Source organism: Acetobacter syzygii (assembly GCF_000964225.1).
Lineage (GTDB): Bacteria > Pseudomonadota > Alphaproteobacteria > Acetobacterales > Acetobacteraceae > Acetobacter > Acetobacter syzygii.
Genome location: NZ_BAMZ01000011.1, coordinates 1 through 20999, shown reverse-complemented (window position 1 = coordinate 20999; position 20999 = coordinate 1). Strand labels below are relative to the sequence as shown.

The window sequence follows — 20999 nt, the reverse complement described above, 5'->3', positions numbered from 1 at the left end:
TTACGGGGTTAAGTGGTCCATGTCCGAGTGTGTTTTCCAGCGTTACCGTCACCATGTTCTGGCCGTTGTGCGGGAACTGTTGCCCGACGTGCCTGAGGAAACGCTGGCCCGTGTGGAACTGACCCCCACGCGCGACCCCGCTCATGGGGACATGGCGACAAACGCTGCCCTGCTGCTGGCCAAGGCTGCCCGCCGCAAACCGGCAGACATTGCCGCAGATCTGGTTGCCGCCCTGCAAAAGGTGGACGGCATTGCCGCCGTGGCGGCTGCCGGGCCGGGGTTTGTTAACATTACCCTGCACCCGCAGGTGCTCCGTGCGATGCTGCCTGTGGTGCTGAAGGTGGGGGAAGCCTACGGCCAGTCACAGGTGGGGCGTGGCGTGCGGGTTAATGTGGAATATGTGTCCGCCAATCCTACGGGGCCCATGCATGTTGGTCATTGCCGTGGCGCCGTGGTGGGCGATGCGCTGGCCAACCTTATGGCCAAAGCCGGGTTTGACGTAACCAAGGAATTCTACATTAACGATGCGGGCAATCAGGTGCGCGCACTGGCATGGGCGGCTTACTGGCGCTACCTGCAGGTGCTTGGCACCAGAATGACGCAGGATGATTTTTCGGCTCTGGCTCCCGGGGGGCTGCAATATCAGGGCGAGTATCTTATTCCGGTCGGCGAGGCACTGGCTGCGGAGTTTGGCAACAAACTGGCCGAAGTGGACGTGGATGGCACCCCCCTGCCAGCACCCGATGCCACATGGCTGGAAACGGTGCGCGGCTTTGCCGTGGCCCATATGATCAACGCGATCAAGGAAGACCTTGCAGCCCTTGGCGTGCACCAGAACGTGTTTTCATCCGAGGCCGATGTGCTGGCGCGTGGTGTGACCGACGCTGCCATAGACAGGCTGGCTGCGGCCGATCTGCTGTATCAGGGCGTGCTGGAGCCCCCCAAAGGCAAATTGCCAGAAGACTGGGAGGAGCGCGAGCAGCTCCTGTTCCGTTCCACCAGCTTTGGGGATGATGTGGACCGTCCACTGCGCAAGTCGGATGGCACAAACACCTATTTTGCCAACGATATTGGCTACCATATGGACAAGGTGGCCCGTGGCGCACAGGTCATGATTGACGTGTGGGGTGCGGACCATGGCGGTTACGTCAAACGCATGAAGGCGGCGGTCAAGGCGCTTACAGCCGATACCGTGCCGCTGGAGATCGTTCTGTGCCAGATCGTGCATATTCTGCGCGATGGCCAGCCGGTCAAAATGTCCAAACGGGCAGGGACGTTTGTAACCCTGCGCGACCTGATTGATGAGGTCGGGCGTGATGCGGTGCGCTTTACCATGCTGACCCGCAAAAGCGATGCCCAGATGGAGTTTGATCTGGACCTTGTGGTGGCCCAGCAGCGCGATAATCCGGTCTTTTATGTGCAGTATGCCCATGCCCGCTGCCGTTCCGTGCTGCGGAGTGCCGCGGAGGAGGGTGTGTACGGTGCGGTGGACGATGCCGCATTGGCCGATGCCACGCTGGATAGCCTTTCCTCCGATGCGGAAATGGCGCTGGTGCGCCGTCTGGCTGAATGGCCGCGCATGGTGGAGGCGGCAGCCCTTGCGCGTGAGCCACACCGTATTGCGTTCTATCTGGCGGAACTGGCGGGTGATTTCCATGCACTGTGGAACCGTGGGCGGGATGATGCGTCCTTGAGGTTCTTGCAATCGGGGGCGGTGGAGGCCACACGGGCACGTCTGGCCCTTGTTGCGGCTACGGCTGCGGTTATCCGTTCCGGCCTTGCTGTCATGGGTGTGGACCCTGTGGAGGAAATGCGCTGATGAGTGACGAAGGTCGACAGGATTCCACGGTAGAAGACCGTATCAGCCGTGCGCGGGAGCGCATGAGCATGGATTATGATGATACCCCACCCTCCCGCTCTGCCACAGCCACCAAGGCGGCTGGTGGCGGAATGCTGGATATGCTCTCCAGCTTTTTGGGGAGTGAATCCGGTACACGCCGTCTGGCCTATGGTGCTGCCGGGCTGGGGGGGCTTCTGGTACTGGGTATTGGTGGCTGGGCGGTGCTTGGCCACCACCAGAGTGGCATTCCGGTTATGGGGCCACCGCCTGTTGCCATGCGTACCAAGCCGGTAGATCCGGGCGGGATGCAACTGGACACGCTGGCCCTGCCCGATGCGGATGCCAACCAGCAGGGCCATCCGGTGCCTGCTCCGGAGAGCCCAAACCCTGCAGCCCTTGCCGCCCAGTATGGTGGTGGGCAGGCCAGTAATGCCCCGGCAGCGGCAGAACCACCGGCTCCGAACACGACTGAGGGTGCAGGTAAACCGGCCCCTGCTGGCGGGGGAGCTGCTACAGCTAATGTGGCAGCTGGCGGTGCTGCCCCATCCGAACCGGCTGCCCCTGTGGCCACAACGCCTGCGGCTCCCCCGCAGGAGGCTGAAGGGCTAAAACCCGTACCATCCGCAACCCTGCCCGCGCAGGGGGCCGCCACAGCAGATGCTACAACTGCCCCCGAACCGCTGAAGGAGGCTCCCATTCCCACGGATTCCGCATCCGATGGGGAAGAAGAGGCGGCTCCCGTGGAAAAACCAGCCGCCAAAAAAGCTGCTGTGGCGCCACGGAGCGCGGGGGGGAAGTATCAGGTCCAGCTGGCAGCATTGCAGACCGAGGCGGATGCCCAAAAGGAATGGGCGCGGTTAAAAACCCGTTACCCCACCCTGTTTGGAGATGTTACTCCGGCCTTTGTGCGTACAGAGCAGAACAACGCCACCTTCTACCGCCTGCGGGTGCTTGGTTTTGGCGCGGTTGCCGATGCCCGGAGCTTCTGCTCCTCCGTGCGTGAGCGCGGTATGGCCTGCATGGTGGTGCGTCCCTGACGCAAGCCGTAGATTGCCTGATGGAAGCCGCAGTAGAAATGGCTGGGGAGGAGCAGCAGCGTCCTCCCCAGCCCGCAGCAGAACCGCAGAATACCCCGCGCAGGGATGAGGGCGATGGCCACGTGCCGCGTGTCCCCCTGTTGCGGCTGGAAGGGTTTGAAGGGCCAATGGACCTTCTGCTCGATCTGGCGCGTGCACAAAAGGTGGACCTTGCGCGTATTTCCATTCTGCAACTGGTCGAGCAGTATCTGGCCGTGGTGGAAAACGCGCGCCGTGTTCGCTTGGAACTGGCAGCGGACTGGCTGGTTATGGCCGCCTGGCTCGCATGGCTCAAATCCCGCCTGTTGCTCCCCGCTGATGATGAATTGGCCATGGAAGGGGAGGAAGCTGCCGAACTGTTGCAGGAACGGCTGATAGAGCTTGCCTGCATGGGGGAACTGGCGCGCTGGCTGGAGGCGCGGCCCCGCCTTGGGCGGGATGTGTTTGCCCGTGGTCTGCCCGAAAATCTGGTGGAGGTCGATCGTTCCGGTCTGGCGCTGGATATGCCGCAGCTTATGCGTGCTTACCTTGCTGCTGTGCGCCGGACTGCCCGCAGGCGAATTTACGCACCGCGCACCATTCGGTTCTGGACTGTGCAGGATGCGCTGAGCAGACTAACCCGCCTGCTGGGTGAAACACCGCCGGGCTGGAGCACGCTGGACGCTTTTTTACCCGACAGCCTGCCCGAACAGATGGAAGGGGAGGATGCCCTGCGCCAGCGGCGCGCGGCTTTGGCTGGTACCCTGATTGCAGGGCTGGAACTGGCCAAGACCGGGCGGCTTGAACTGCGGCAGGATGAGACCTTTGGCCAGATCATGCTGCGCCCCCACGAACAGGTTGAGGAGGCGGAGCCTCCAGCCGATGGCGCAGCGCATAACCCGCAGGGGAGCGCCAGTGCCGGTGCCGCCGGAGAAGAAAGACAGGATATATGACCAGCACCCCGCCCCCTGCACACCCGGTTGTTCCGGATGAGGCTGTAAGACTGGCCGAAGCCCTTATTTTTGCCTCGACCGAACCCGTAAGCTCCCGCCGTCTGGCTGATCTGCTGGAGGACCGGCAGATCATGCCTGTGGGGGAAGAAGATCTGGGGGCTTTTGTGGCGGCTGTTCTGGCAGCCCTTGTGCGCCAGTATGAGGGGCGTGGGGTTTTTCCGGTAGAAGTGGCCGGGGGGTGGCAGTTCCGTACTGCGCCTGATCTGGCACCATCGTTGACCCGTGTGCTGGAACGGCCAAGGCGGTTGCCACGTGCCGTCATGGAAACATTGGCAATTATTGCCTACCATCAACCGTGCACCCGTGTGGAAATAGAGGAAATCCGGGGGGTCAGCCTTGGGCAGACAGTGCTGGATACCCTGATCGAAGCGGAGCTTATTGCGCCGCGTGGCCGCAAGGAGGTGCCGGGCAGGCCAGTTTTGTGGGGGACCACGCCTGACTTTTTGCGCCATTTTGGTTTGCGCTCCCTCTCAGACATGCCACGGAGGGAGGAGCTGATGGTCGATGTTCCCCAGAACCCCGCGGACATAGAGGGGAGCCAGTCTGCCATTCCCTTTAATGCAGCCTCCCCCGCAGATGGGCAGGAAGGTGATGAGGGGGCCGAAAGCTCTTCTGCCGAAGCCACCGGGGTAGGGCTGGGTACGCCGGAGGATGGGGTGGTTGCACAGGTTGCGGTTCCCGCCCCGGATGGTCCGTGATAAAGATAGCTGTGCGACCTGATGTTGCAGAACTTGACTGTGGTGCGCACAGGGCGGGCGTAAACGGGGCTGCTTATGTTTGATTTTGCATGGTCGGAATTTGCCCTGATCGGCGCAGTGGCACTGGTTGTTATTGGTCCAAAGGATCTGCCGGTTGCCATTAGAGGGCTGGCCAAGGGCCTGAAAAAAGCGCGGGCGCTGGCCAGTGAGTTCCAGTCCCATCTGGATGAGGTCGTACGCGAGGCCGATCTGTCCGAAGTGAGCGACCATGTGCGGGACCTGAAAAACCTGAATGTTCGCGGTCGGATCATGAGAGCGCTGGACGGGGATGGAACCCTGAGCAAGGCCGCATCCTCCCCACCGCTGACCAACCAGTTTGTTCCGTCTGGTCCCAGAGCGCTGGATGCTCTTCCGCGTTCGGCCAGCCCAGCCGCGGCAGGGGCGGATTATGGGACAACCCCCGTGGCGGGCGAAGTGTATGGGTCTGCTCCGGTATGGCAGGATGCCGCGAGTGAGCAGGAGGTGGAAAATGCGCCACCCGAACTCCCCCCCATGATCGTACGCCGTATTCTGCGCGAACAGGAGCGCCTGCATCCACCGGCCATTCTGCCCCCGGTGCGCATTATGCACGCAGGCCGCACGGTTGCTCCCAGCATTATTCCTGTTCTGGCAGGGCGGAGCAGCTCGGTGCATGGGGGTGTGTCCACCCCGCAGGACATGCCGCCACAGCCCGGCACGGACAAAGCCCCCACACAACAGCCTTTACCAGGTGCAGGTGGGGCAGAAGCTTTGGAGCAGGAGCAGGAGCAGGAGCAGGAGCAGGAGCAGGAGCAGGAGCAGGAGCCAGCTCTTGCAGCACAGAATGGAACAGGTGGCAGCAAGGTGGCGGACCAGCAGGCATGAGCGATAACGGACCTTATCAGGACGAAGATCCCATTCACGACCAGCCCATGCCATTGCTGGACCACCTGCTGGAACTGCGCCGCCGCCTGCTGTGGTCGGGGGCGGCGTTTATTGTGTGCTTTGCCCTGTGCTACCATTATGCGGGCGATATTTACCTGTTTCTGGCCCGCCCTCTGGGCGAGATCATGCGCCAGCGGGGCGAGCAGCCACATCTGATTTATACCGCGCTTTACGAGGCATTTTTTACCTATATTCGCGTGGCCCTGTTTGGCGCGGCGTTTCTGTCGTTCCCTATTGTTGCCATTCAGGCATGGATGTTTATTGCTCCGGGGCTTTACCGGTCGGAAAAGCGGGCTTTTGCACCATTCCTTATTGCCACGCCGGTGTTGTTTGTGGCTGGTGCCGCCTTGGCCTATTATTTTATTTTTCCGGTCGCATGGCGGTTTTTTGTATCTTTTCAAACTCCGGGGGCCGGGGGCGATCAGGTGCAGATCGAGCTACAGGCCAAGGTTTCGGAATATCTGTCTCTGGTCATGAAGATGATCATGGCGTTTGGCATTGCGTTTGAACTGCCGGTGGTGCTGAGCCTGCTGGCACGTGTAGGTATTGTGACCTCCGCCATGCTGCGCAAATTCCGCCGCTACGCCATTGTGGGGGCGTTTGTGCTTGGGGCTATTTTTATGCCGCCGGACCCGATTACCCAGTTCGGTCTGGCTGTTCCCCTTGTGCTGCTTTACGAAATTTCCATTCTCTGCGCCCGTGTGATCGAGCCCAGACAACCCGTGGCGGATACGCCCGACCCTACGACCAACCCCGAGCAGGAGGTTCCCTGATCCATGCATGACATCCGCGCCCTAAGGGCAGACCCCACCGCGTTTGATGCTGATCTGGCCCGCAGGGGCATGGAGCCTGTGTCTGCGCAGGTGCTGGCTTGGGATGAGGAAAAACGGCAGGCTCAGACCCTGTTGCAGGACAAGCAGACACGCAGCAAAACGCTTGCGCGTGAGATTGGTACTCTCAAACGCACAGGCGGAGACACGGCGGAACTGGAAGCCGAAGGGGCCAGCCTGCGTGCGGACATGGAGGAGCTGAAAGAAAAAGTGGACATGCTGGGGGGGCAGGCCACAGCCCTGCTGGCAACCCTGCCCAACAGGCTGGATGCCAGTGTGCCCGCAGGCCCGGACGAGAGCGCGAACGTGGTGCAGCACGTGTGGGGGAACAAACCGGAGTTTTCCTTCGCACCCAAACAGCATTTTGAACTGGGTGAAGCACTGGGGCAGATGGATTTTGCCACAGCAGCCAAGCTGTCCGGTTCCCGCTTTGTGGTGCTGCGTGGTGCTCTGGCACGGCTGGAGCGCGCTCTGGGCCAGTTTATGCTGGACCTGCATGTAAACGAGCATGGCTACACGGAAATGCAGGTGCCCGTGCTGGTGAATGATGATGCCATGTATGGCACGGACAAGCTGCCCAAATTTGCTGACCAGTCCTTCAGAACCGAAGATGGGCGCTGGCTGGTGCCTACGGCGGAAGTGCCGCTGACGGCCTCGGTCTCGGGCGATATTCTGGATGCGGCCGTGCTGCCCATGCGGATGACCAGCCTGAGCCAGTGCTTTAGGAGCGAAGCCGGAGCGTCCGGGCGGGATGTGCGTGGCATGTTGCGCCAGCATCAGTTTGAAAAAGTGGAAATGGTCAGCGTAACCACGCCAGAAGAGAGCGATGCCGAGCACGAACGCATGACCCGCTGTGCCGAAACTGTTCTGGAAAAACTGAACATTCCTTACCGGCGGATGCTGCTTTGCGCGGGGGATACGGGGTTTGGTGCTGCCAAGACCTTTGATCTGGAAGCATGGTTGCCGGGGCAGGATGCGTGGCGCGAAATTTCGTCCTGTTCCAACACATGCGATTTTCAGGCCCGCCGCATGAACGCCCGTTACCGTGCACAGGCGGGGGCAGCCCCAGCTTTTGTGCATACGCTTAACGGCTCTGGTCTGGCCGTAGGGCGGACCCTTATTGCGGTGATGGAAAATTACCAGAACGAGGATGGGTCCATTACCGTGCCAGAAGTGCTGCGCCCTTATATGGGTGGTCTTGCCCGCATTGCGTAATGCTGCGTGCAAGCCCTGCACAGGGCGCTCAGGAGTAGGGCTTTAAACGCATGATCCATAAGCCGCTGGTACTGCTTGGCATGGCCATTGTGGCCGAAGTCATTGGCACGGCCTGCCTTACGGCGTCGCAGGGGTTTGCGCGCTGGGTGCCAGCCGTGGTGAGCCTGCTGGCCTATGGGTGTGCTTTTTATCTGCTCTCCATTCCGCTTAAAACCATTCCCGCAGGGGTTGTGTATGCCCTGTGGTCCGGGGTGGGTATTGTGCTGATCTCCCTGATCGGGGTGGTGTTTTTAAAACAGTCACTCGATGTGCCCGCCCTTGCGGGCATTGCGCTTATTCTTGCGGGTGTGCTGGTTATTAACCTGTTCTCTTCCGCAACGCATTAAGGGGAGCGGGCCATGCCGCTCCGTGTTGCCCCTGCCCTTATCCGTGGGGTGGGGTAATGGCGCCAATGACCAAGCCGGGGGTTAGAATCTGCGGGAGCACGACCGCATCCCCCTGAGCGGGCACAAACAGGTAGAACGGCACGCCATCGCGGCCATGATGCTGCAAAAATTCTGTTATGGCCGGGTCACGCCGGGTCCAGTCCCCGCGGAGTGTGGTTACGCCATAGCGCGCCATGGCTGCCTGTGTGGCCGTGGTATTCAGGGCTACGCGTTCGTTTACAAGGCAGGTAATGCACCATGCGGCGGTCATATCCACAAAAACCGGTTTGCCCGCAGCATGGAGTGCATTGAGTCGCTGAGTAGAAAAAGGCTCAGTTCCATTGGGGAGGGCCGGTGTGCTGGTGGCCGGTTGCGGTGCAAGCTGTTGCAGGGCGGGCAGTAACGCCATGGCCCCCAGAAGCCCCAGCAGGGCCACACCATACAGGGCGGTGCAGCCCCGGCTATGCCCCGCAAGGCGCTGGCGTTTTTGGGCAATGCCATAAACCCACGCAGCAAAAGCCATAAATACCATGCCTGCGCACAGGAGCAGAACAGTCGTTGCCCCACTTTCCACCGTGGCAACCCAGAGTAGCCACACACAGGTGCCAAGAAGGGGAAAAGCCAGAAACTGCCGCAAGTAGTCCATCCATGCACCGGGGCGGGGCAGGTGGCTGGCCAGTGCCGGGCTAAAAGCCAGCAGCACATAAGGGGCAGCAAGCCCTACGCCAAGAGCTGCAAAAATAACCAGACCACTCAAAGGTGGCCCCGCCAGCGCGCCTGCAATGGCAACCCCCATAAAAGGTGCCGTGCAGGGCGATGCCACGACCACAGCCAGCAGGCCGGTCAGCACGTCATGCACAAGGCCATGCCTGTGTTGGGTGGATGCACTGAAGGCGGGGGGTAAAAATGCAAAAACGCCCAGCAGGTTAAGCGCCATGGCAAACAGCAGCCATGTGATCATGCCGACAAACATGGTGGACTGGAACTGAAACCCCCAGCCCGTGGCCGCGCCACCCAGCCTAAGCCCCATGACCAAGGCGCCAAGCCCCGTAAAGCCCACAATCACTCCGCCAGCATAACCCATGGCACTGAGCTTTTGGTGTTTGCGTTCACTTTGCCCCATGCGGGCTACGGCAAGCGCCTTCATGGCCAGAATGGGAAAAACGCAGGGCATCAGGTTCAGCACCAGTCCACCCAGCAGACCCAGCACAATGGAGTGGAACAGGCTGGCTGTTGCCGCCTGTTGCGCTACGGGTAGCACGTCCTGTTGGGCCGGTGTTGCACTGACCGTGGCCGTGGCAGATGCTGGTCCTAATTCCGGGCTGGCTGCAAGCGGCTGGGGGGTGGCCTGTACGTTCAGTGCGCGTTCAGCCCCACTGGGGTCACGCAGGACCAGAATTCCGGTCAGTGGGGCAGCTTTTGCAAACTCATCCGTGGGTTTGAGGTGCAGGGACAGACCATCAGCATCAAAAGTCAGTCTTTGTGGCGCGGCTTCGGCAATCTGCCCGCGTTCCTGGGGCATAAACCACGCATCAGCTACGGATTGGCCGGTCAGTTCTGCTCCGTGCACATGCAGCACACCTGTGGGGCTGATGGTAACCTTGTAAGGCGCTTTGACGGGTGTGTGTTGCGCAGCCTGTGCAAACAAAGGGGCTTCGGCAGAGGGCTGTGGCGCACCCGTTGGCAGGGTCAGGGTAAAATTCCCTTCTTCGGGAATGCAGGCCTGTTCGCAAACAAGCCAGTTGGCCTGCGCGTGCACGCTGACCTGTCCTTGCGTGTCCGGGGTGCTGGTTGTGTGTAGCTGGAGTGTTACGGGCAGCACAACATCGCCCGTATAAGCGTAAGACATAAGGGAGGCATCCCTTATGCGCTGGGGGGTTGGCCATGTTATGGTCTGGGCCTGCCCGGCGAGCGCACCCGATGCCTCCACAGTCAGGGTTACGGGGTCTCCCGCATCGCCGGGGTTCAGCCAGTAGGTGTGCCATCCGGGTTTGAGTTGCAGGCGCAGGGCCGCATGTAAGGGGGCGTCTGCCTGTGCCGTGTTGGAGTCTGTTATGAGTGTTGCGGTGCTGTGTGCACTTTGCACCGGAGCACTCTGTGCTGCCTGCGCTCCATGCGGTGCCAGACCAACGCAGAGCAACATAGCCAGCCCAAGGCCGCGGAGCCAGCGAGGTTTATGGCGTGCTGGCTGGCAGGGGAGCAGGGAGGTGGAGCAGGCAGGGCGGCGCATCAAACTCGGCTTTCAACACGGTATGGGCGTAAAAAGGCAACATACGCAAAGCCTGCGCAGGAGGGAAATGGATCGTGCCCTCCTGTGTGTGCTGGTTTTTAATGCCCGGAGTCGGGGGCGGCACCGGGCTGGAGCACAAACAGACGTGAGCAATAGGGGCAGACCGTCTGGTGCCCGCTAATTTTTAGCCATACGCGAGGATGCCCCAGTTGGCCTAACCCTCCATCGCAGGCAACTTTGCGCTGATCGACCAAAATGGTTTCCACATGGCCCAGACGGGGGCGCGGAATTGGGTTTGCTGGTTGGATGAGCATGATCAGAAGAGCCTTTCCGGAGTTGGGCACACGCGGTGGTGGCGCAAAGTCTGGCGGGATGATACGCATTTCAACCGTGGTTGTGCAGCAGGCATCTTTTCCCATAAGCGTGAGCAGGCGTACCGCCCGGCGAAGGTGCAGGGGCCTGCCTGTGGTGCTTGGTGCGGTGTTCTGGCTTGCCGGGTGCACGGTTGCCCCGCAGCCCGTGCCAGTGCCGCCAGCCCGATATGCTGCGGCCGGGCGGCTGGTCCCGCCGGATAGGACATTTACCCTGAGTGATGGCGCGGTTGTACCCGCACGCGTGTGGCAGGCGCAGGGGCGGGAGCGCGCGGTGGTGCTGGCCCTGCACGGATTTAATGATAGCCGGGATGCGTGGGAATACTCCGCCCCCACTTTGGCCAAACAGGGCATGACACTTGTCGCACCCGATATACGGGGGTTTGGTGGCGCCCCCATGCGTGGTGGCTGGGCAGGGTCCACGCGTATGGTGGCAGACGCGCGTGAGGAAGTCGCCCAGATCCAACGCGAACACCCCGGTGTGCCACTTTACCTTATGGGGGAAAGCATGGGGGGCGCGGTGCTGATCCGGTTGATGGCCACCCCGCTTGCACCCAAAGTGGCAGGCACCATACTGCTTGCACCGGCAGTGTGGGATCTGGGAGTTGGGGCGGATATTCCGCTGGATATACTCGCCACTTTTTTTCCAAAAAATCTTGTAAGCGGGCGGGAGTTACCGGTGCATGTGGTTGCAAGCGATAATCGCGCGGCCCTGATTCGCCTGTATTATAATCCTTTGACCTTACGGCAGACCCGTCTGGAGGCCCTGCGGGGGCTGGTTACGCTCATGCAGCAGGCGGCGGACGTTGCACCTCGGATACAAGGCCCGGTTTTGTGCCTTTATGGTGATAAGGACCAGCTTGTTCCCCCGCAGGCCATGGCCCATGTGTGGCGGGTTTTTCCACCCCATGTTCGGCTGGACCTTGTTACGGGTGGGCACCATCTGCTGTTGCGTGACCGCCGTGGGGCTGCCGCACTGTTGGATATTGCAAGCTGGATGAACCAGCCTGAGCGCTTTTTACCCTCCGGTGGGGATGTTGCTGCGGCGGCCTGGCTGGCGCAGGGGCGCAGCACTTCTGGCCTGAGCAGTCAGGGTCCGGCATGGTTCCTTCCTGCCCAGCTTGATGGTGTTTTTGCCCCCTGACTGCACCGTGCAGATAAAGGCTTGGCAACACCCCCCGCTTTGGGCTAGGAGAAGGGCCAAGGGACCCGTAGCTCAGCTGGATAGAGCGTTGCCCTCCGAAGGCAAAGGTCACGCGTTCGAATCGCGTCGGGTCCACCATTATCCTGTAAAAATAGCAGAAAACAGCCATTTTGTTGGCAGGTTAGACACTTGCCAGCTTTGGGTTGGTTATTGCTATTGCGCCTCAAATATGACGCCTTTCCTTATAATCTCATTATTCTTGGCCGCTTTGGCAAAGCACCGTGCCACTGCCTGTTTTTGATAATGGGCTGTGCCGGGTTCTGGTCTGGCTGCCACGACCATTTTTACCGGACTGGGCTTTGTGGAGCAGGCTGTTTATTTTTGGCCTTTCGTGCCAAAATGCAGACCGGATTACAGACAGAGTTTTACAGGTCATGGATAAAGGGTGCTGGCAGTGGTGATGAAGCCAAGATTTGTTGTTGTGGCATCCTGTTTTCTGGTTGCGCTCTTTGCTTTTCCCCTCACCGCTACCAAGGCCCATGCAGCCCCGGCCTCCCGCTCGCCTTATTCAGCCAATGATGGGGAGAGTACATTGTGTGTGTCTGGTCCGGTTTATATTATTGATGTGCATGTGGTGGTCACCATTAATGGTGTGGAGCGCACAATCAGTTCGGCTTCGTCCGAAGTGTGTTCGGTCAATCCTGCCAATTTTTCTGATGTTGTGGTGCAGGGGCCCCCACCGCAGGATGGTGCTCCGCTTGAAGTCAGCAAAAAAGTGGGGGTGGAAGGCACAATCCGCCTGAACGGACGCACCGCTGTGCTGGAAACCAATGTTTACCTGCCGACCAAAGGGGGCAATGGTGGCCAGTGCGCCAATAGCCAGCCCGGAGATGGTGGTACTCCCTGCAAAAGTGCGTCCCTTGGGGTTAACCTTTCAAAAACATGGATTTTTTCACGCAACGCATGGCGTGATTTTTATGTGGGGCCGGATGATAATGGCGACCCGGTCAAGGTGCTGGTCCGTTTGTCTGATGGTCCGGTTAACTAAGGCGGATGCACGGAGTGTTCTGGCAGGCGACAGGTTGACATGAGCAGTTTGGCACCCGCGCTGGTCTGGTTCCGTGATGATCTGCGCCTTGCGGATAATCTTGCCCTTACGCAGGCCGCACGGAGTGGGCGACCTTTGCTGTGTGTTTATGTGCAGCCCGCAGGACCATGCACAACAGCGCTGGCATGGTGGCGTACCAAAAGTGTGGAAGCGCTGGGTAAAGCCCTGCGCGCCCGTGGTGGGCAACTACATGTGTTTGTGGGCCAGCCTGAACAGCTATTACCAGAACTGGCCCACCAGACTGGATGTGCACAGGTCTTCTGGAACAGGCGGTATGATCCGCAGGGCAAGGCGGTAGATACCCAGATCAAGGCGCAGCTCAGGCATATGGGGGTGGAGGTCCATAGTTCCACCGGCAGCCTGCTGCATGAACCATGGACTGTGCGCAGCAAGGCGGGGCAGCCTTTTCAGGTTTTTGGGGCCTTCTGGCGGGCCGCCTGCGCCAGCGCGCATGACCCGCACCCATTGCCAGCTCCGGCGGCATTCCAGTTTGCGCCCAGTCCTAAGCTCCCCAATGCCCAGTATGTTGGTGATGGAGGGAGCGTGGAGCTGCCTCATTGGGCGGAGGCCATGCAGCCGTACCATCTGTTTTCCGAGAAGGATGCCCACGCCCGTCTGGAGGATTTTGTAACCCACGCCCTGCATACTTACACGCAGGAGAGGGATTTTCCCGCCAGAGATGCGACCTCCGAACTCTCGCCTTTTCTGCGGACCGGGCAGATCACGCCGGGGCAGATCTGGCATAAGGTTACCGCAGCAGATGCCGGGAGCGGAGGGGTCAAATTTCTGGCCGAGGTCGGCTGGCGGGAGTTTGCATGGTCTTTGCTGTGGGAACACCCAGACCTTGCCACCCGTAACCTTAAACCTGAGTTTGACACCATGCCCTGGCGGGTTGACCCCAAAGGACTGGACCGTTGGAAAAAGGGCCGTACCGGCTACCCGCTGGTCGATGCGGGTATGCGCCAGCTCTGGCAGACGGGGCTGATGCACAACCGGGTACGTATGGTTGTGGCCTCTTTTCTGGTCAAACACCTGCTGATCGACTGGCGGGAGGGCGAACGCTGGTTTGCCCACACACTGGTGGATTATGACCCGGCAAGTAACCCCATGAACTGGCAGTGGAATGCCGGAACCGGGGTTGAGTCAGCGCCCTTTTTCCGGATTATGAACCCCATTCTGCAATCGCAGAAGTTCGACCCGGATGGCACTTACATCCGCACATGGGTGCCCGAACTGGCAGGCCTGTCTGCCTCGGATATTCATACGCCGTGGCAGGTCGTACTGTTGCAGCCTACGGGCTACCCTAGCCCGATTGTGGAACATGCCAGTGCACGGGCACGGGCTCTGGCGGCATGGAAAGCACAAAAAGACCAGAGCTGAACGCAGTGAGTGTGCGTTGCCCGAGCGGTTTTGAGCAAAGTTTAAGTGAAGAATTTATTATTTTTGATAGGCATCAAGGCCAAAGGCTCCGGTTTGCGTTTGTAATTACAGGACAGACCAAACCATGGAGAAAAATCATGACCCGTGTTGCAGGAAAAGTGGCCATTGTTACAGGTGCGGCCAATGGCATTGGCAAAGCCACGGCAATTCTGCTTGCCAAGGAAGGGGCCAAGGTTGTTGTGGCCGATTTGCAGGAAGAGGCCGGGCAGAACACAGTTGCCGAAATTAAAGCCGCAGGTGGCGAGGCCCTGTTTGTCAAACTGAACGTGACGCAGGAAGCAGACTGGCAGAATGCTGTGGCTACTGCGGAGCAGACATTTGGCAAGCTGGATGTGGCCGTTAATAACGCAGGCATTGCCTATAATGGCACGGTGGAAAGCACCAGCCTGGAAGACTGGCAGCGTGTGCAGTCCATTAACCTGAATAGCGTGTTCCTTGGTACCAAATACGCTGTTGAAGCCATGAAAAAAGTTGGCAGTGGCTCTATTATCAACCTTTCTTCCATAGAAGGGCTGGTGGGTGACCCCACATTGGCTGCCTACAATGCCAGCAAGGGTGGGGTACGTCTGTTTACCAAATCTGCTGCGCTGCATTGTGCCAAATCTGGCTACAAAATTCGTGTGAACTCCGTGCACCCGGGTTACATCTGGACCCCTATGGTGCAGGGGCTGACCAAGGATGCAGCAGAAGCACGGCAGAAGCTCGTGGATCTGCACCCGCTTGGTCACCTGGGTGAGCCGAACGATATTGCCTATGGCATTCTGTATCTGGCGTCCGACGAATCGAAGTTCATGACCGGGAGTGAACTGGTGATTGATGGCGGTTACACCGCCCAGTAAATGCGGTACTGGTGCAGGCGTGGGGTAGGTTAAAGCCACGCCTGTAACAAAAAAGCCTCCCACATGGATGTGGGAGGCTTTTTGCTGTTTGGCCTTATGGCCAGACCAGAGGTTTATGGCAGCGGGTGGGCTGCGTTCAGCGTGTTGCGCTCTTCCAGAATCTGGCCCGGTTGCATGGGGGTTGCGCGTGCAGCTTTGATCTGCTCGGCCGTAAAAGTTGGGGCGGAGGCATCGCCCGACAGGGCCGAAACATAGGTCAGCAGGGCTGCAATATCATCATCAGACATAGCCGCCATGGAAGGCATGTACCCCATGTAGGACGTACCAGCCGCCTTAAGGCTACCCGCCAGACCGTTCAGCAGAACGTGCATGACGTAGTTTTTGCCTTCCGGTGTGGCAGAAATCAGGTTGATTCGGCCTTTAAGCGGAGGGAACTGCCCCGGCACGCCGCTGCCGGTGCTCTGGTGGCACATGGCGCAATGCGTGGCGTACAGCTGAGCACCATCGGCTGCTGCGTGTGCGCTGCCTGCAAGGCCGGACAGGCCCGCAGTCGCTGCAAGCATAGCCAGAATGGTTTTTTTCATGAAAAACTCCTGCTTATAATCGTTCGGTTTGTTAACGATTATACACGGCTTTGTCTGGACCTCAACTCCCCCCGGTGCAGGTAAGGTCAGCTGAGTGCTGGAGGATAAAGTTGCCGTATGGCTGGCTTCCTGTCATTCAGGCGTCATGACGAAAGACAAGGACTTCGAGATATTTCTGGCAACCGTTCCGGGTCTGGAATCCGTTCTATGTGCGGAGGTCCGGCTTAAGGGGTTCAGGCAGCCTGTAGCCGTACCCGGTGGGGTTGTTATTCGTGGCGGATGGCCGGAGGTCTGGCGCGCCAATCTGTGGGTTCGGGGTACCAGCCGGGTCCTTGCCCGCATTGCCTCCTTTGCGGTTGTGCATCTGTCCCAACTGGATAAGCGGGCGCATAAAGTGCCGTGGCAGGCTATTTTGCGGCCCGATGTTGCATTCAGGGTAGAGGCTTCCTGCGCGGCTTCGCGCGTGTACCACGCCGGGGCGGCGGCTGAACGGGTGAGCAAGGCCATTACCCAAACCCTTGGCGCAACACCAGCGGATGATGCCCCTGTGGTGATCAAGGTCCGGATTGAGCAGAATCTCTGCACCATCAGTGTGGATACATCGGGCGATCTGCTACACCGGCGTGGTTACAAGCAGGCCATTAACCGCGCCCCCCTGCGGGAGACAATGGCTGCCCTGTTCCTGCGCCAGTGTGGCTACAATGGGCAGGAGCCTGTGCTGGACCCCATGTGTGGGTCGGGCACATTTGTTATAGAAGCAGCGGAAATAGCCGCCCGGCTTAACCCCGGTCGTGCGCGGCATTTTGCGTTTGAACATCTGGCAACGTTTGATGCGCAGGCATGGCAGGCCATGCGGGCTGTTAAAAGCCAGCGCACGCCAGACTTCCACTTTTATGGCAGCGACCGCGATGCTGGGGCCATAACCATGAGCACAGCCAATGCCGAGCGTGCAGGGGTGCAGGATTATGTATCTTTCCAGCAGGCAACGGTAAGCGCCCTGCGCCCGCCAGCAGGTCCGGCGGGGCTGGTTATTGCCAACCCACCCTACGGCACCCGCATAGGGGACAAGGAGAGTCTTATTCCCCTCTACCGCGCCTTGGGGCAGACCTTGCTGACCTATTTTTCTGGCTGGCGGGTGGGTATTGTGACCACGGAGGCCAAGCTTGCCCACGTAACCGGGCTGCCATTTTTGCCCCCTGAGGCACCTGTACCCCATGGGGGGTTGCGCGTATCGCTGTACCAGACAGCGCCGCTCCCGTAAGGGATGGAGGAGGGGGGCTGGCAGGTTGGCATGACGGACATGCTGCCAGTCCCCCTTTATTTCAGCACGTCTGCTTTATAGAAAGAGGGCGTTTAAGCAGGCGTGTTCGGGTTGGGGTGGCAAAACAATGAGCGTGACATGGGGTGATTTTCAGGCCGTTGTGCAGCTTTCTGCCGGTCTGAATGTTGCTATTCTCAGCTTTGTGGACATAAGCCTGCCTGCCATCAAGGAGCGGCGTCGTGTGTTTGCCAAGGCGCGCCAGGAACTGGATATTCACCGTAAAAACCCACACAAACGCACTGATGCCGAAAAAAAGGCCCATGCGGATGCAATAGATGATGTGGACCGCAAACTCTTTGATTTATGGCGCGAGACCTCTGCTTTTGAGAGTATTGAGGACTCCTTGCTCAAATCAACCGGAGTGCTGGGGTTTTGCGGTGCGGTGTTGAGTATTGGTCTGCTCTGGTATTCCGCCCTGCATTATGATGCCCCAATTCTGTTTACAGGCGAACTGCTGACCGTAATCTCGTTCGGTTCTCTGGTCGGGGCTTTTTTAATCAATTACTTTACGGCGTCCAAAGCATCGCAATATGCCAAGCGGTGTAATGACCTGCGAACACATATGCGCCTCCATCTGTAGCTAAAGCAGGGGGAGGCAAATAAGGGATGCCCCGGAGTGCCTGCACGCTTGGGCGCTCCGGGGCGGGCTGGTCTAGAATTTCCAGCGGACGTTGGCTTTTACCCCGCTTTCAACCGACTGGTTGCCATACTGGCCAATATAGGACAGTCCAACATCAAGCCGGTCGGTTAATCTGGCAGTCAGGCCCGTATCAATCACGGCGGCATTGGTGGAGAGGGGCACGCCCGCAATATCCATGGAACCACTGCCCGCTGCGGCAAACAGGGTATGTGCGGTAGGTGTTGTAAGCCCAAATGCGTGCCGGTATGCCAAAGATCCATGGGGGACCAGCAGCAGCTTGCCAGCATGGAACGAGGCCGATGCCTTGACCCCAAAGGTGGAGAAGGTCACCCCCGTATCCATGCTACGTCCCCGCAGGGCGGACGGGCCGCCATGTTCGTGGTAGCCATTGGTGTGCAGGTTGACATACGCCACATTGGCAAAGGGTTCGATTATGCCTTGCCCTATACGGAACCGGTAGCCAAGCTCCCCAAACCCCTGTGCTGTTCCGCCAAGATAACTGCTGGAAAGCCGGTCGCTATAGCCCGGTAGTGCAACATTGCGCTGTAAGCTGAGCATGTTCCATGTGTAGGCAGCGCCCAGCTTCAGGTTCAATGCGCCCCAGTGTGTTCCGGCATAGCCGCCAAGCGTAACATTGTTGCTATGCCCCGAAGAACCGCGACCACTGCCAACATCAAACATCGAGCGGCCATAGCTGAGCATGGTGCCAATACGCCACCTGTTTTCCATGATCGGCGCATCAATTCCCATAATAAAGCCTGTGGTGGAATGGTGCATTCCTGCTGCATTGCCATCGCCGCTATTGTGGCCAAGGCTGCCATAGGCTTCGCCCCACAGAACAGGCTGGTTAGCAAGGCAGCCTTCATCTTTTCGTCCGGTTTTAAGGGATGCCGTGTGCAGGGTCGCATCGACGTGGGTATTATTGCACTCCGCCGTATCCAAACGATCCATAACAGCCTGGCGGACAAACAGACTGTCCTGTATCAGGGCAGTTCTTGCTGAAGCGTGAACCTCGCCGGAAAGTGCATTCATGCTCTGGCGGGCACGGGTGGCATTCAGGCTTTCCATGGCCTGTACCAGAGCGCTGCTTTGGGGAAGATGGTCAATACCTTGCCCCGTTTCCTGCTCGTTACGGCTTTGACCGACCGAGGAAAAAGATGTGCTGTTACGCGACATCAGCAGATCAAGGTCGGTGCCATTATAGTACAGGGTGGGGGACAAAAATGTGTAAATATTGGCAAGATTGCCCTGTAAATCATAGGTTTTTTGGGTAAACCCTTTTCCGGTGGAAACGAGTGTGTAGTATTCATTCGCTCTCATTGGGGTGGAAGTCGCAACGTTTATGGCAACGCTTCCCGCAAGGGCTGCACTTCCCGTAACCTGCACAAAAGCGGACTGGAGTTGCTGGTACTCCTTGCCCTGAAAAACCATTGTTTTGCCAGATAACTGGTTACCAGCAGCCAGAGCGAGCAGTGCATTTGCATTAATTTGCAAATTCCCTTGTACAGTCAGGCTACCCTGTGTGCCAGTTGGCGCAAGGGTTGCACCTTGTGCAATAACAGTGTTGCCCACAGTGCCTGTGCCACTCAGGGTACTACCGCTTAAAGCCGTTACGGAGGAGGAGGCAATGGAACCATCTACCGCCAATGTGCCATGGGCTACGGTCGTGTTCCCTGTGTAGCTATTGTTTGCACTCAGCACTGTTGTGCCAGAACCATTTTGTACCAGACTGCCTTGACCATCAATCGTTTGGGCAATCGTTAGTGTATTGCTTCGATCAACAACAAGGCTGCCGTTATTATGTATGGCGGAGGAACCCGTGAGCGCACCTGTTGTGCCGCCATTGCCAAGTTGTAACGTGCCTCCGCTAATTGTTGTCGCACCCCGGTAACTCTGATTTTGGCTGATGATCAGGGTTCCCAGATCAGTTTTTAAAAGTGATGTGCCACCCGTTACATATTGGTCGTTCAGAACCGTATCAAACACAGCGGCAATGCTTGCTCCAGATGATGTGCCATCCCCTACGCGGATGGTGGTTGATGCCGTTGCCGCATAAACATCATCACCTGTTATTTTGTAAAGTTGTCCATCATTGTTGGCAAATTGCATACCATTGAAGATAACTTTGTAGTCCTGACCATTTTTCTGGTCCTGTACAGTTACTGTGCCTGCATTACCAGCATAGATTACAAAATCTCCATTGTGCCACGAACCGTTGATAATCCCCTGCTGGTTGGTCCAGTTTGAGTGATCGACCCCGGTCTGGGCGGTCCATACGCCAGAACCACCATCTACACTGCCATTATTGTATTGGGTGCTGTTTCCACCATCCCAGAAAGTCAGCGGACCATAGCCAACAATCAGATTAACCTGATGTGCAATAGCTGTTTGTAAAGACGTATTGCCACCCTGGGCGATAGTGGATGTATTGACGGTCTGGTTGGCAACGCCTGATAAAGCACCACCGTAGGTATATAAGCGGTATAATCCTTGATCCAGTTCACTGTTGTGAGCATTGGGGCCAGCAGTATTGGCAATAATGTTCAATGTGCCGCCAAGAGTTAAATTCCCTCCAACGGAAACAAAAGCATTATAGGCACCACCAGAAACACCAGTCTGGCCTAAATAGAAGTATTGTGAAGAACCATTGTCCAGAGTGAGGTTTTTTAAAACACTAAATGTTCCAGTGTGGCTGCTCGTATCTCCCGGTGTAAAGCTTCCTCCCTGTTCTACGGTTAAGTTGCCGCCCAGTGTGCCAGTGCCCAGCAGATTGGCCGCAAGGTTGACCGATGTATCACCCGTGGCTCTGCTCTGGTTGCCGTTAATGACAACCGACCCGGAATCTATGTCTGTATTTCCAGTGTAGGAATTATCCCCATCAAAAACCTGTTGTCCATATAAGGTATTTTGACTGTATGTTGATAGATCAGACGCATCTATTTTAATGCTCCCCGACCCGGACAATACGCCAGAATAAGTGCTGTCGGCCGATGCTAGGTATAGCAGACCATTGAGCGTACCATTGGCAGAACCGCTTAAAGTGCCAATGGTTGTGCCATTTGAGGTTACAGAAAAAGTACCACCATCAGCAAAAAGCTGTCCGCGAATGGTGTTTCCATCCAGCGTTAAAGATCCTGCATTGTTATGAACATCTTTTTGCACAGTGTTGAGGGTGGCGAGAGAGGCTGTCCCGGCATTTGTAACACTAGCCACGCTGCCACCATTAAGCGCAAGAGTGGCCCCCGCGCTATTGGTGGCTACTCCGGTCACCTGACTGTCGGTC

The 20999-nt window shown here is 58.3% G+C and carries 18 protein-coding genes and 1 tRNA gene; 15 read left to right on the top strand and 4 right to left on the bottom strand.

Features of this window, described 5'->3' with window-relative positions; genetic code table 11:
• Nucleotides 1–19 precede the first annotated feature (19 nt).
• From argS to Absy_RS05340, 8 genes are all read left to right on the top strand, one after another.
• Nucleotides 20–1819, top strand: a complete 1800-nt coding sequence (gene argS, locus Absy_RS05375; RefSeq protein WP_048853720.1) for an arginine--tRNA ligase — start codon at nucleotides 20–22, stop codon at nucleotides 1817–1819.
• Nucleotides 1819–2877 carry an SPOR domain-containing protein gene (locus tag Absy_RS05370; RefSeq protein WP_048853719.1) on the top strand — a complete coding sequence of 353 codons (1059 nt, stop codon included), beginning with the start codon at nucleotides 1819–1821 and terminating at the stop codon, nucleotides 2875–2877. Before argS ends, Absy_RS05370 begins: the two co-directional genes overlap by 1 nt.
• 20 nt (nucleotides 2878–2897) lie before the next feature.
• Nucleotides 2898–3848, top strand: a complete 951-nt coding sequence (locus tag Absy_RS05365; protein ID WP_219810131.1) for a segregation and condensation protein A — start codon at nucleotides 2898–2900, stop codon at nucleotides 3846–3848.
• Nucleotides 3845–4606, top strand: coding sequence for an SMC-Scp complex subunit ScpB (scpB, locus tag Absy_RS05360; RefSeq protein WP_084596917.1), 762 nt, complete (start codon nucleotides 3845–3847; stop codon nucleotides 4604–4606). The genes Absy_RS05365 and scpB overlap by 4 nt, the downstream gene beginning before the upstream one ends.
• Nucleotides 4607–4681: 75 nt before the next feature.
• A complete protein-coding gene (gene tatB / locus Absy_RS05355; RefSeq protein ID WP_052945709.1) occupies nucleotides 4682–5509 on the top strand; it encodes a Sec-independent protein translocase protein TatB in 828 nt (275 codons plus the stop codon).
• The gene (gene tatC, locus Absy_RS05350; RefSeq protein WP_048853718.1) at nucleotides 5506–6342 is read left to right on the top strand and encodes a twin-arginine translocase subunit TatC; all 837 of its coding nucleotides are present in this window, start codon (nucleotides 5506–5508) and stop codon (nucleotides 6340–6342) included. Before tatB ends, tatC begins: the two co-directional genes overlap by 4 nt.
• Nucleotides 6343–6345: 3 nt before the next feature.
• Entirely contained in the window at nucleotides 6346–7614 is a 1269-nt protein-coding gene (gene serS / locus Absy_RS05345; protein WP_048853717.1) for a serine--tRNA ligase, read from the top strand.
• Between the two features lie 50 nt (nucleotides 7615–7664).
• Nucleotides 7665–8000, top strand: coding sequence for a DMT family transporter (locus tag Absy_RS05340; RefSeq protein WP_048853716.1), 336 nt, complete (start codon nucleotides 7665–7667; stop codon nucleotides 7998–8000).
• 37 nt (nucleotides 8001–8037) lie between these two features.
• Here Absy_RS05340 and Absy_RS05335 read toward each other — a convergent pair whose 3' ends face one another.
• A complete protein-coding gene (locus Absy_RS05335) occupies nucleotides 8038–10269 on the bottom strand; it encodes a protein-disulfide reductase DsbD family protein (protein ID WP_052945708.1) in 2232 nt (743 codons plus the stop codon).
• A 98-nt stretch (nucleotides 10270–10367) separates the two neighbouring features.
• The gene (locus tag Absy_RS05330) at nucleotides 10368–10583 is read right to left on the bottom strand and encodes a zinc-finger domain-containing protein (protein WP_048853732.1); all 216 of its coding nucleotides are present in this window, start codon (nucleotides 10581–10583) and stop codon (nucleotides 10368–10370) included.
• 58 nt (nucleotides 10584–10641) lie between these two features.
• On the opposite strand from Absy_RS05330, the gene Absy_RS05325 reads away from it, so the two are divergent.
• The 5 genes from Absy_RS05325 to Absy_RS05305 all read left to right on the top strand — a co-directional run bounded on the left by Absy_RS05325 (nucleotide 10642) and on the right by Absy_RS05305 (nucleotide 15171).
• Nucleotides 10642–11784 (top strand): alpha/beta fold hydrolase, encoded by a 1143-nt coding sequence (locus Absy_RS05325; protein ID WP_048853715.1) that lies wholly within the window; start codon nucleotides 10642–10644, stop codon nucleotides 11782–11784.
• Between the two features lie 61 nt (nucleotides 11785–11845).
• Nucleotides 11846–11922: transfer RNA gene (locus tag Absy_RS05320), tRNA-Arg, on the top strand.
• Between the two features lie 322 nt (nucleotides 11923–12244).
• Nucleotides 12245–12832, top strand: coding sequence for a hypothetical protein (locus Absy_RS05315; protein ID WP_048853713.1), 588 nt, complete (start codon nucleotides 12245–12247; stop codon nucleotides 12830–12832).
• A 39-nt stretch (nucleotides 12833–12871) separates the two neighbouring features.
• Entirely contained in the window at nucleotides 12872–14272 is a 1401-nt protein-coding gene (locus Absy_RS05310) for a cryptochrome/photolyase family protein (protein WP_048853712.1), read from the top strand.
• A gap of 137 nt (nucleotides 14273–14409) precedes the next feature.
• Entirely contained in the window at nucleotides 14410–15171 is a 762-nt protein-coding gene (locus tag Absy_RS05305; protein WP_048853711.1) for an SDR family oxidoreductase, read from the top strand.
• Between the two features lie 113 nt (nucleotides 15172–15284).
• Here Absy_RS05305 and Absy_RS05300 read toward each other — a convergent pair whose 3' ends face one another.
• Nucleotides 15285–15755, bottom strand: coding sequence for a c-type cytochrome (locus tag Absy_RS05300; protein WP_048853710.1), 471 nt, complete (start codon nucleotides 15753–15755; stop codon nucleotides 15285–15287).
• A gap of 145 nt (nucleotides 15756–15900) precedes the next feature.
• Here Absy_RS05300 and Absy_RS05295 point away from each other — a divergent pair, with 145 nt between their 5' ends.
• Together Absy_RS05295 and Absy_RS05290 are read left to right on the top strand one after the other, a co-directional pair.
• Nucleotides 15901–17016, top strand: a complete 1116-nt coding sequence (locus Absy_RS05295; RefSeq protein WP_048853731.1) for a THUMP domain-containing class I SAM-dependent RNA methyltransferase — start codon at nucleotides 15901–15903, stop codon at nucleotides 17014–17016.
• A 127-nt stretch (nucleotides 17017–17143) separates the two neighbouring features.
• Nucleotides 17144–17656 carry a hypothetical protein gene (locus Absy_RS05290; RefSeq protein WP_048853709.1) on the top strand — a complete coding sequence of 171 codons (513 nt, stop codon included), beginning with the start codon at nucleotides 17144–17146 and terminating at the stop codon, nucleotides 17654–17656.
• A 72-nt stretch (nucleotides 17657–17728) separates the two neighbouring features.
• Here the strand turns inward: Absy_RS05290 and Absy_RS05285 are convergent.
• The coding region (locus tag Absy_RS05285) for an autotransporter outer membrane beta-barrel domain-containing protein (RefSeq protein ID WP_048853708.1) at nucleotides 17729–20999 on the bottom strand (3271 nt) is incomplete at its 5' end.

Bases quoted from the DNA above. Each gene is read 5' to 3' on its own strand.
- argS (WP_048853720.1), top strand. From the start codon at position 20: ATGTCCGAGTGTGTTTTCCAGCGTTACCGTCACCATGTTCTGGCCGTT.
- Absy_RS05370 (WP_048853719.1), top strand. From the start codon at position 1,819: ATGAGTGACGAAGGTCGACAGGATTCCACGGTAGAAGACCGTATCAGC.
- Absy_RS05365 (WP_219810131.1), top strand. From the start codon at position 2,898: ATGGAAGCCGCAGTAGAAATGGCTGGGGAGGAGCAGCAGCGTCCTCCC.
- scpB (WP_084596917.1), top strand. From the start codon at position 3,845: ATGACCAGCACCCCGCCCCCTGCACACCCGGTTGTTCCGGATGAGGCT.
- tatB (WP_052945709.1), top strand. From the start codon at position 4,682: ATGTTTGATTTTGCATGGTCGGAATTTGCCCTGATCGGCGCAGTGGCA.
- tatC (WP_048853718.1), top strand. From the start codon at position 5,506: ATGAGCGATAACGGACCTTATCAGGACGAAGATCCCATTCACGACCAG.
- serS (WP_048853717.1), top strand. From the start codon at position 6,346: ATGCATGACATCCGCGCCCTAAGGGCAGACCCCACCGCGTTTGATGCT.
- Absy_RS05340 (WP_048853716.1), top strand. From the start codon at position 7,665: ATGATCCATAAGCCGCTGGTACTGCTTGGCATGGCCATTGTGGCCGAA.
- Absy_RS05335 (WP_052945708.1), bottom strand. From the start codon at position 10,269: ATGCGCCGCCCTGCCTGCTCCACCTCCCTGCTCCCCTGCCAGCCAGCA.
- Absy_RS05330 (WP_048853732.1), bottom strand. From the start codon at position 10,583: ATGCTCATCCAACCAGCAAACCCAATTCCGCGCCCCCGTCTGGGCCAT.
- Absy_RS05325 (WP_048853715.1), top strand. From the start codon at position 10,642: ATGATACGCATTTCAACCGTGGTTGTGCAGCAGGCATCTTTTCCCATA.
- Absy_RS05315 (WP_048853713.1), top strand. From the start codon at position 12,245: ATGAAGCCAAGATTTGTTGTTGTGGCATCCTGTTTTCTGGTTGCGCTC.
- Absy_RS05310 (WP_048853712.1), top strand. From the start codon at position 12,872: ATGAGCAGTTTGGCACCCGCGCTGGTCTGGTTCCGTGATGATCTGCGC.
- Absy_RS05305 (WP_048853711.1), top strand. From the start codon at position 14,410: ATGACCCGTGTTGCAGGAAAAGTGGCCATTGTTACAGGTGCGGCCAAT.
- Absy_RS05300 (WP_048853710.1), bottom strand. From the start codon at position 15,755: ATGAAAAAAACCATTCTGGCTATGCTTGCAGCGACTGCGGGCCTGTCC.
- Absy_RS05295 (WP_048853731.1), top strand. From the start codon at position 15,901: ATGACGAAAGACAAGGACTTCGAGATATTTCTGGCAACCGTTCCGGGT.
- Absy_RS05290 (WP_048853709.1), top strand. From the start codon at position 17,144: ATGAGCGTGACATGGGGTGATTTTCAGGCCGTTGTGCAGCTTTCTGCC.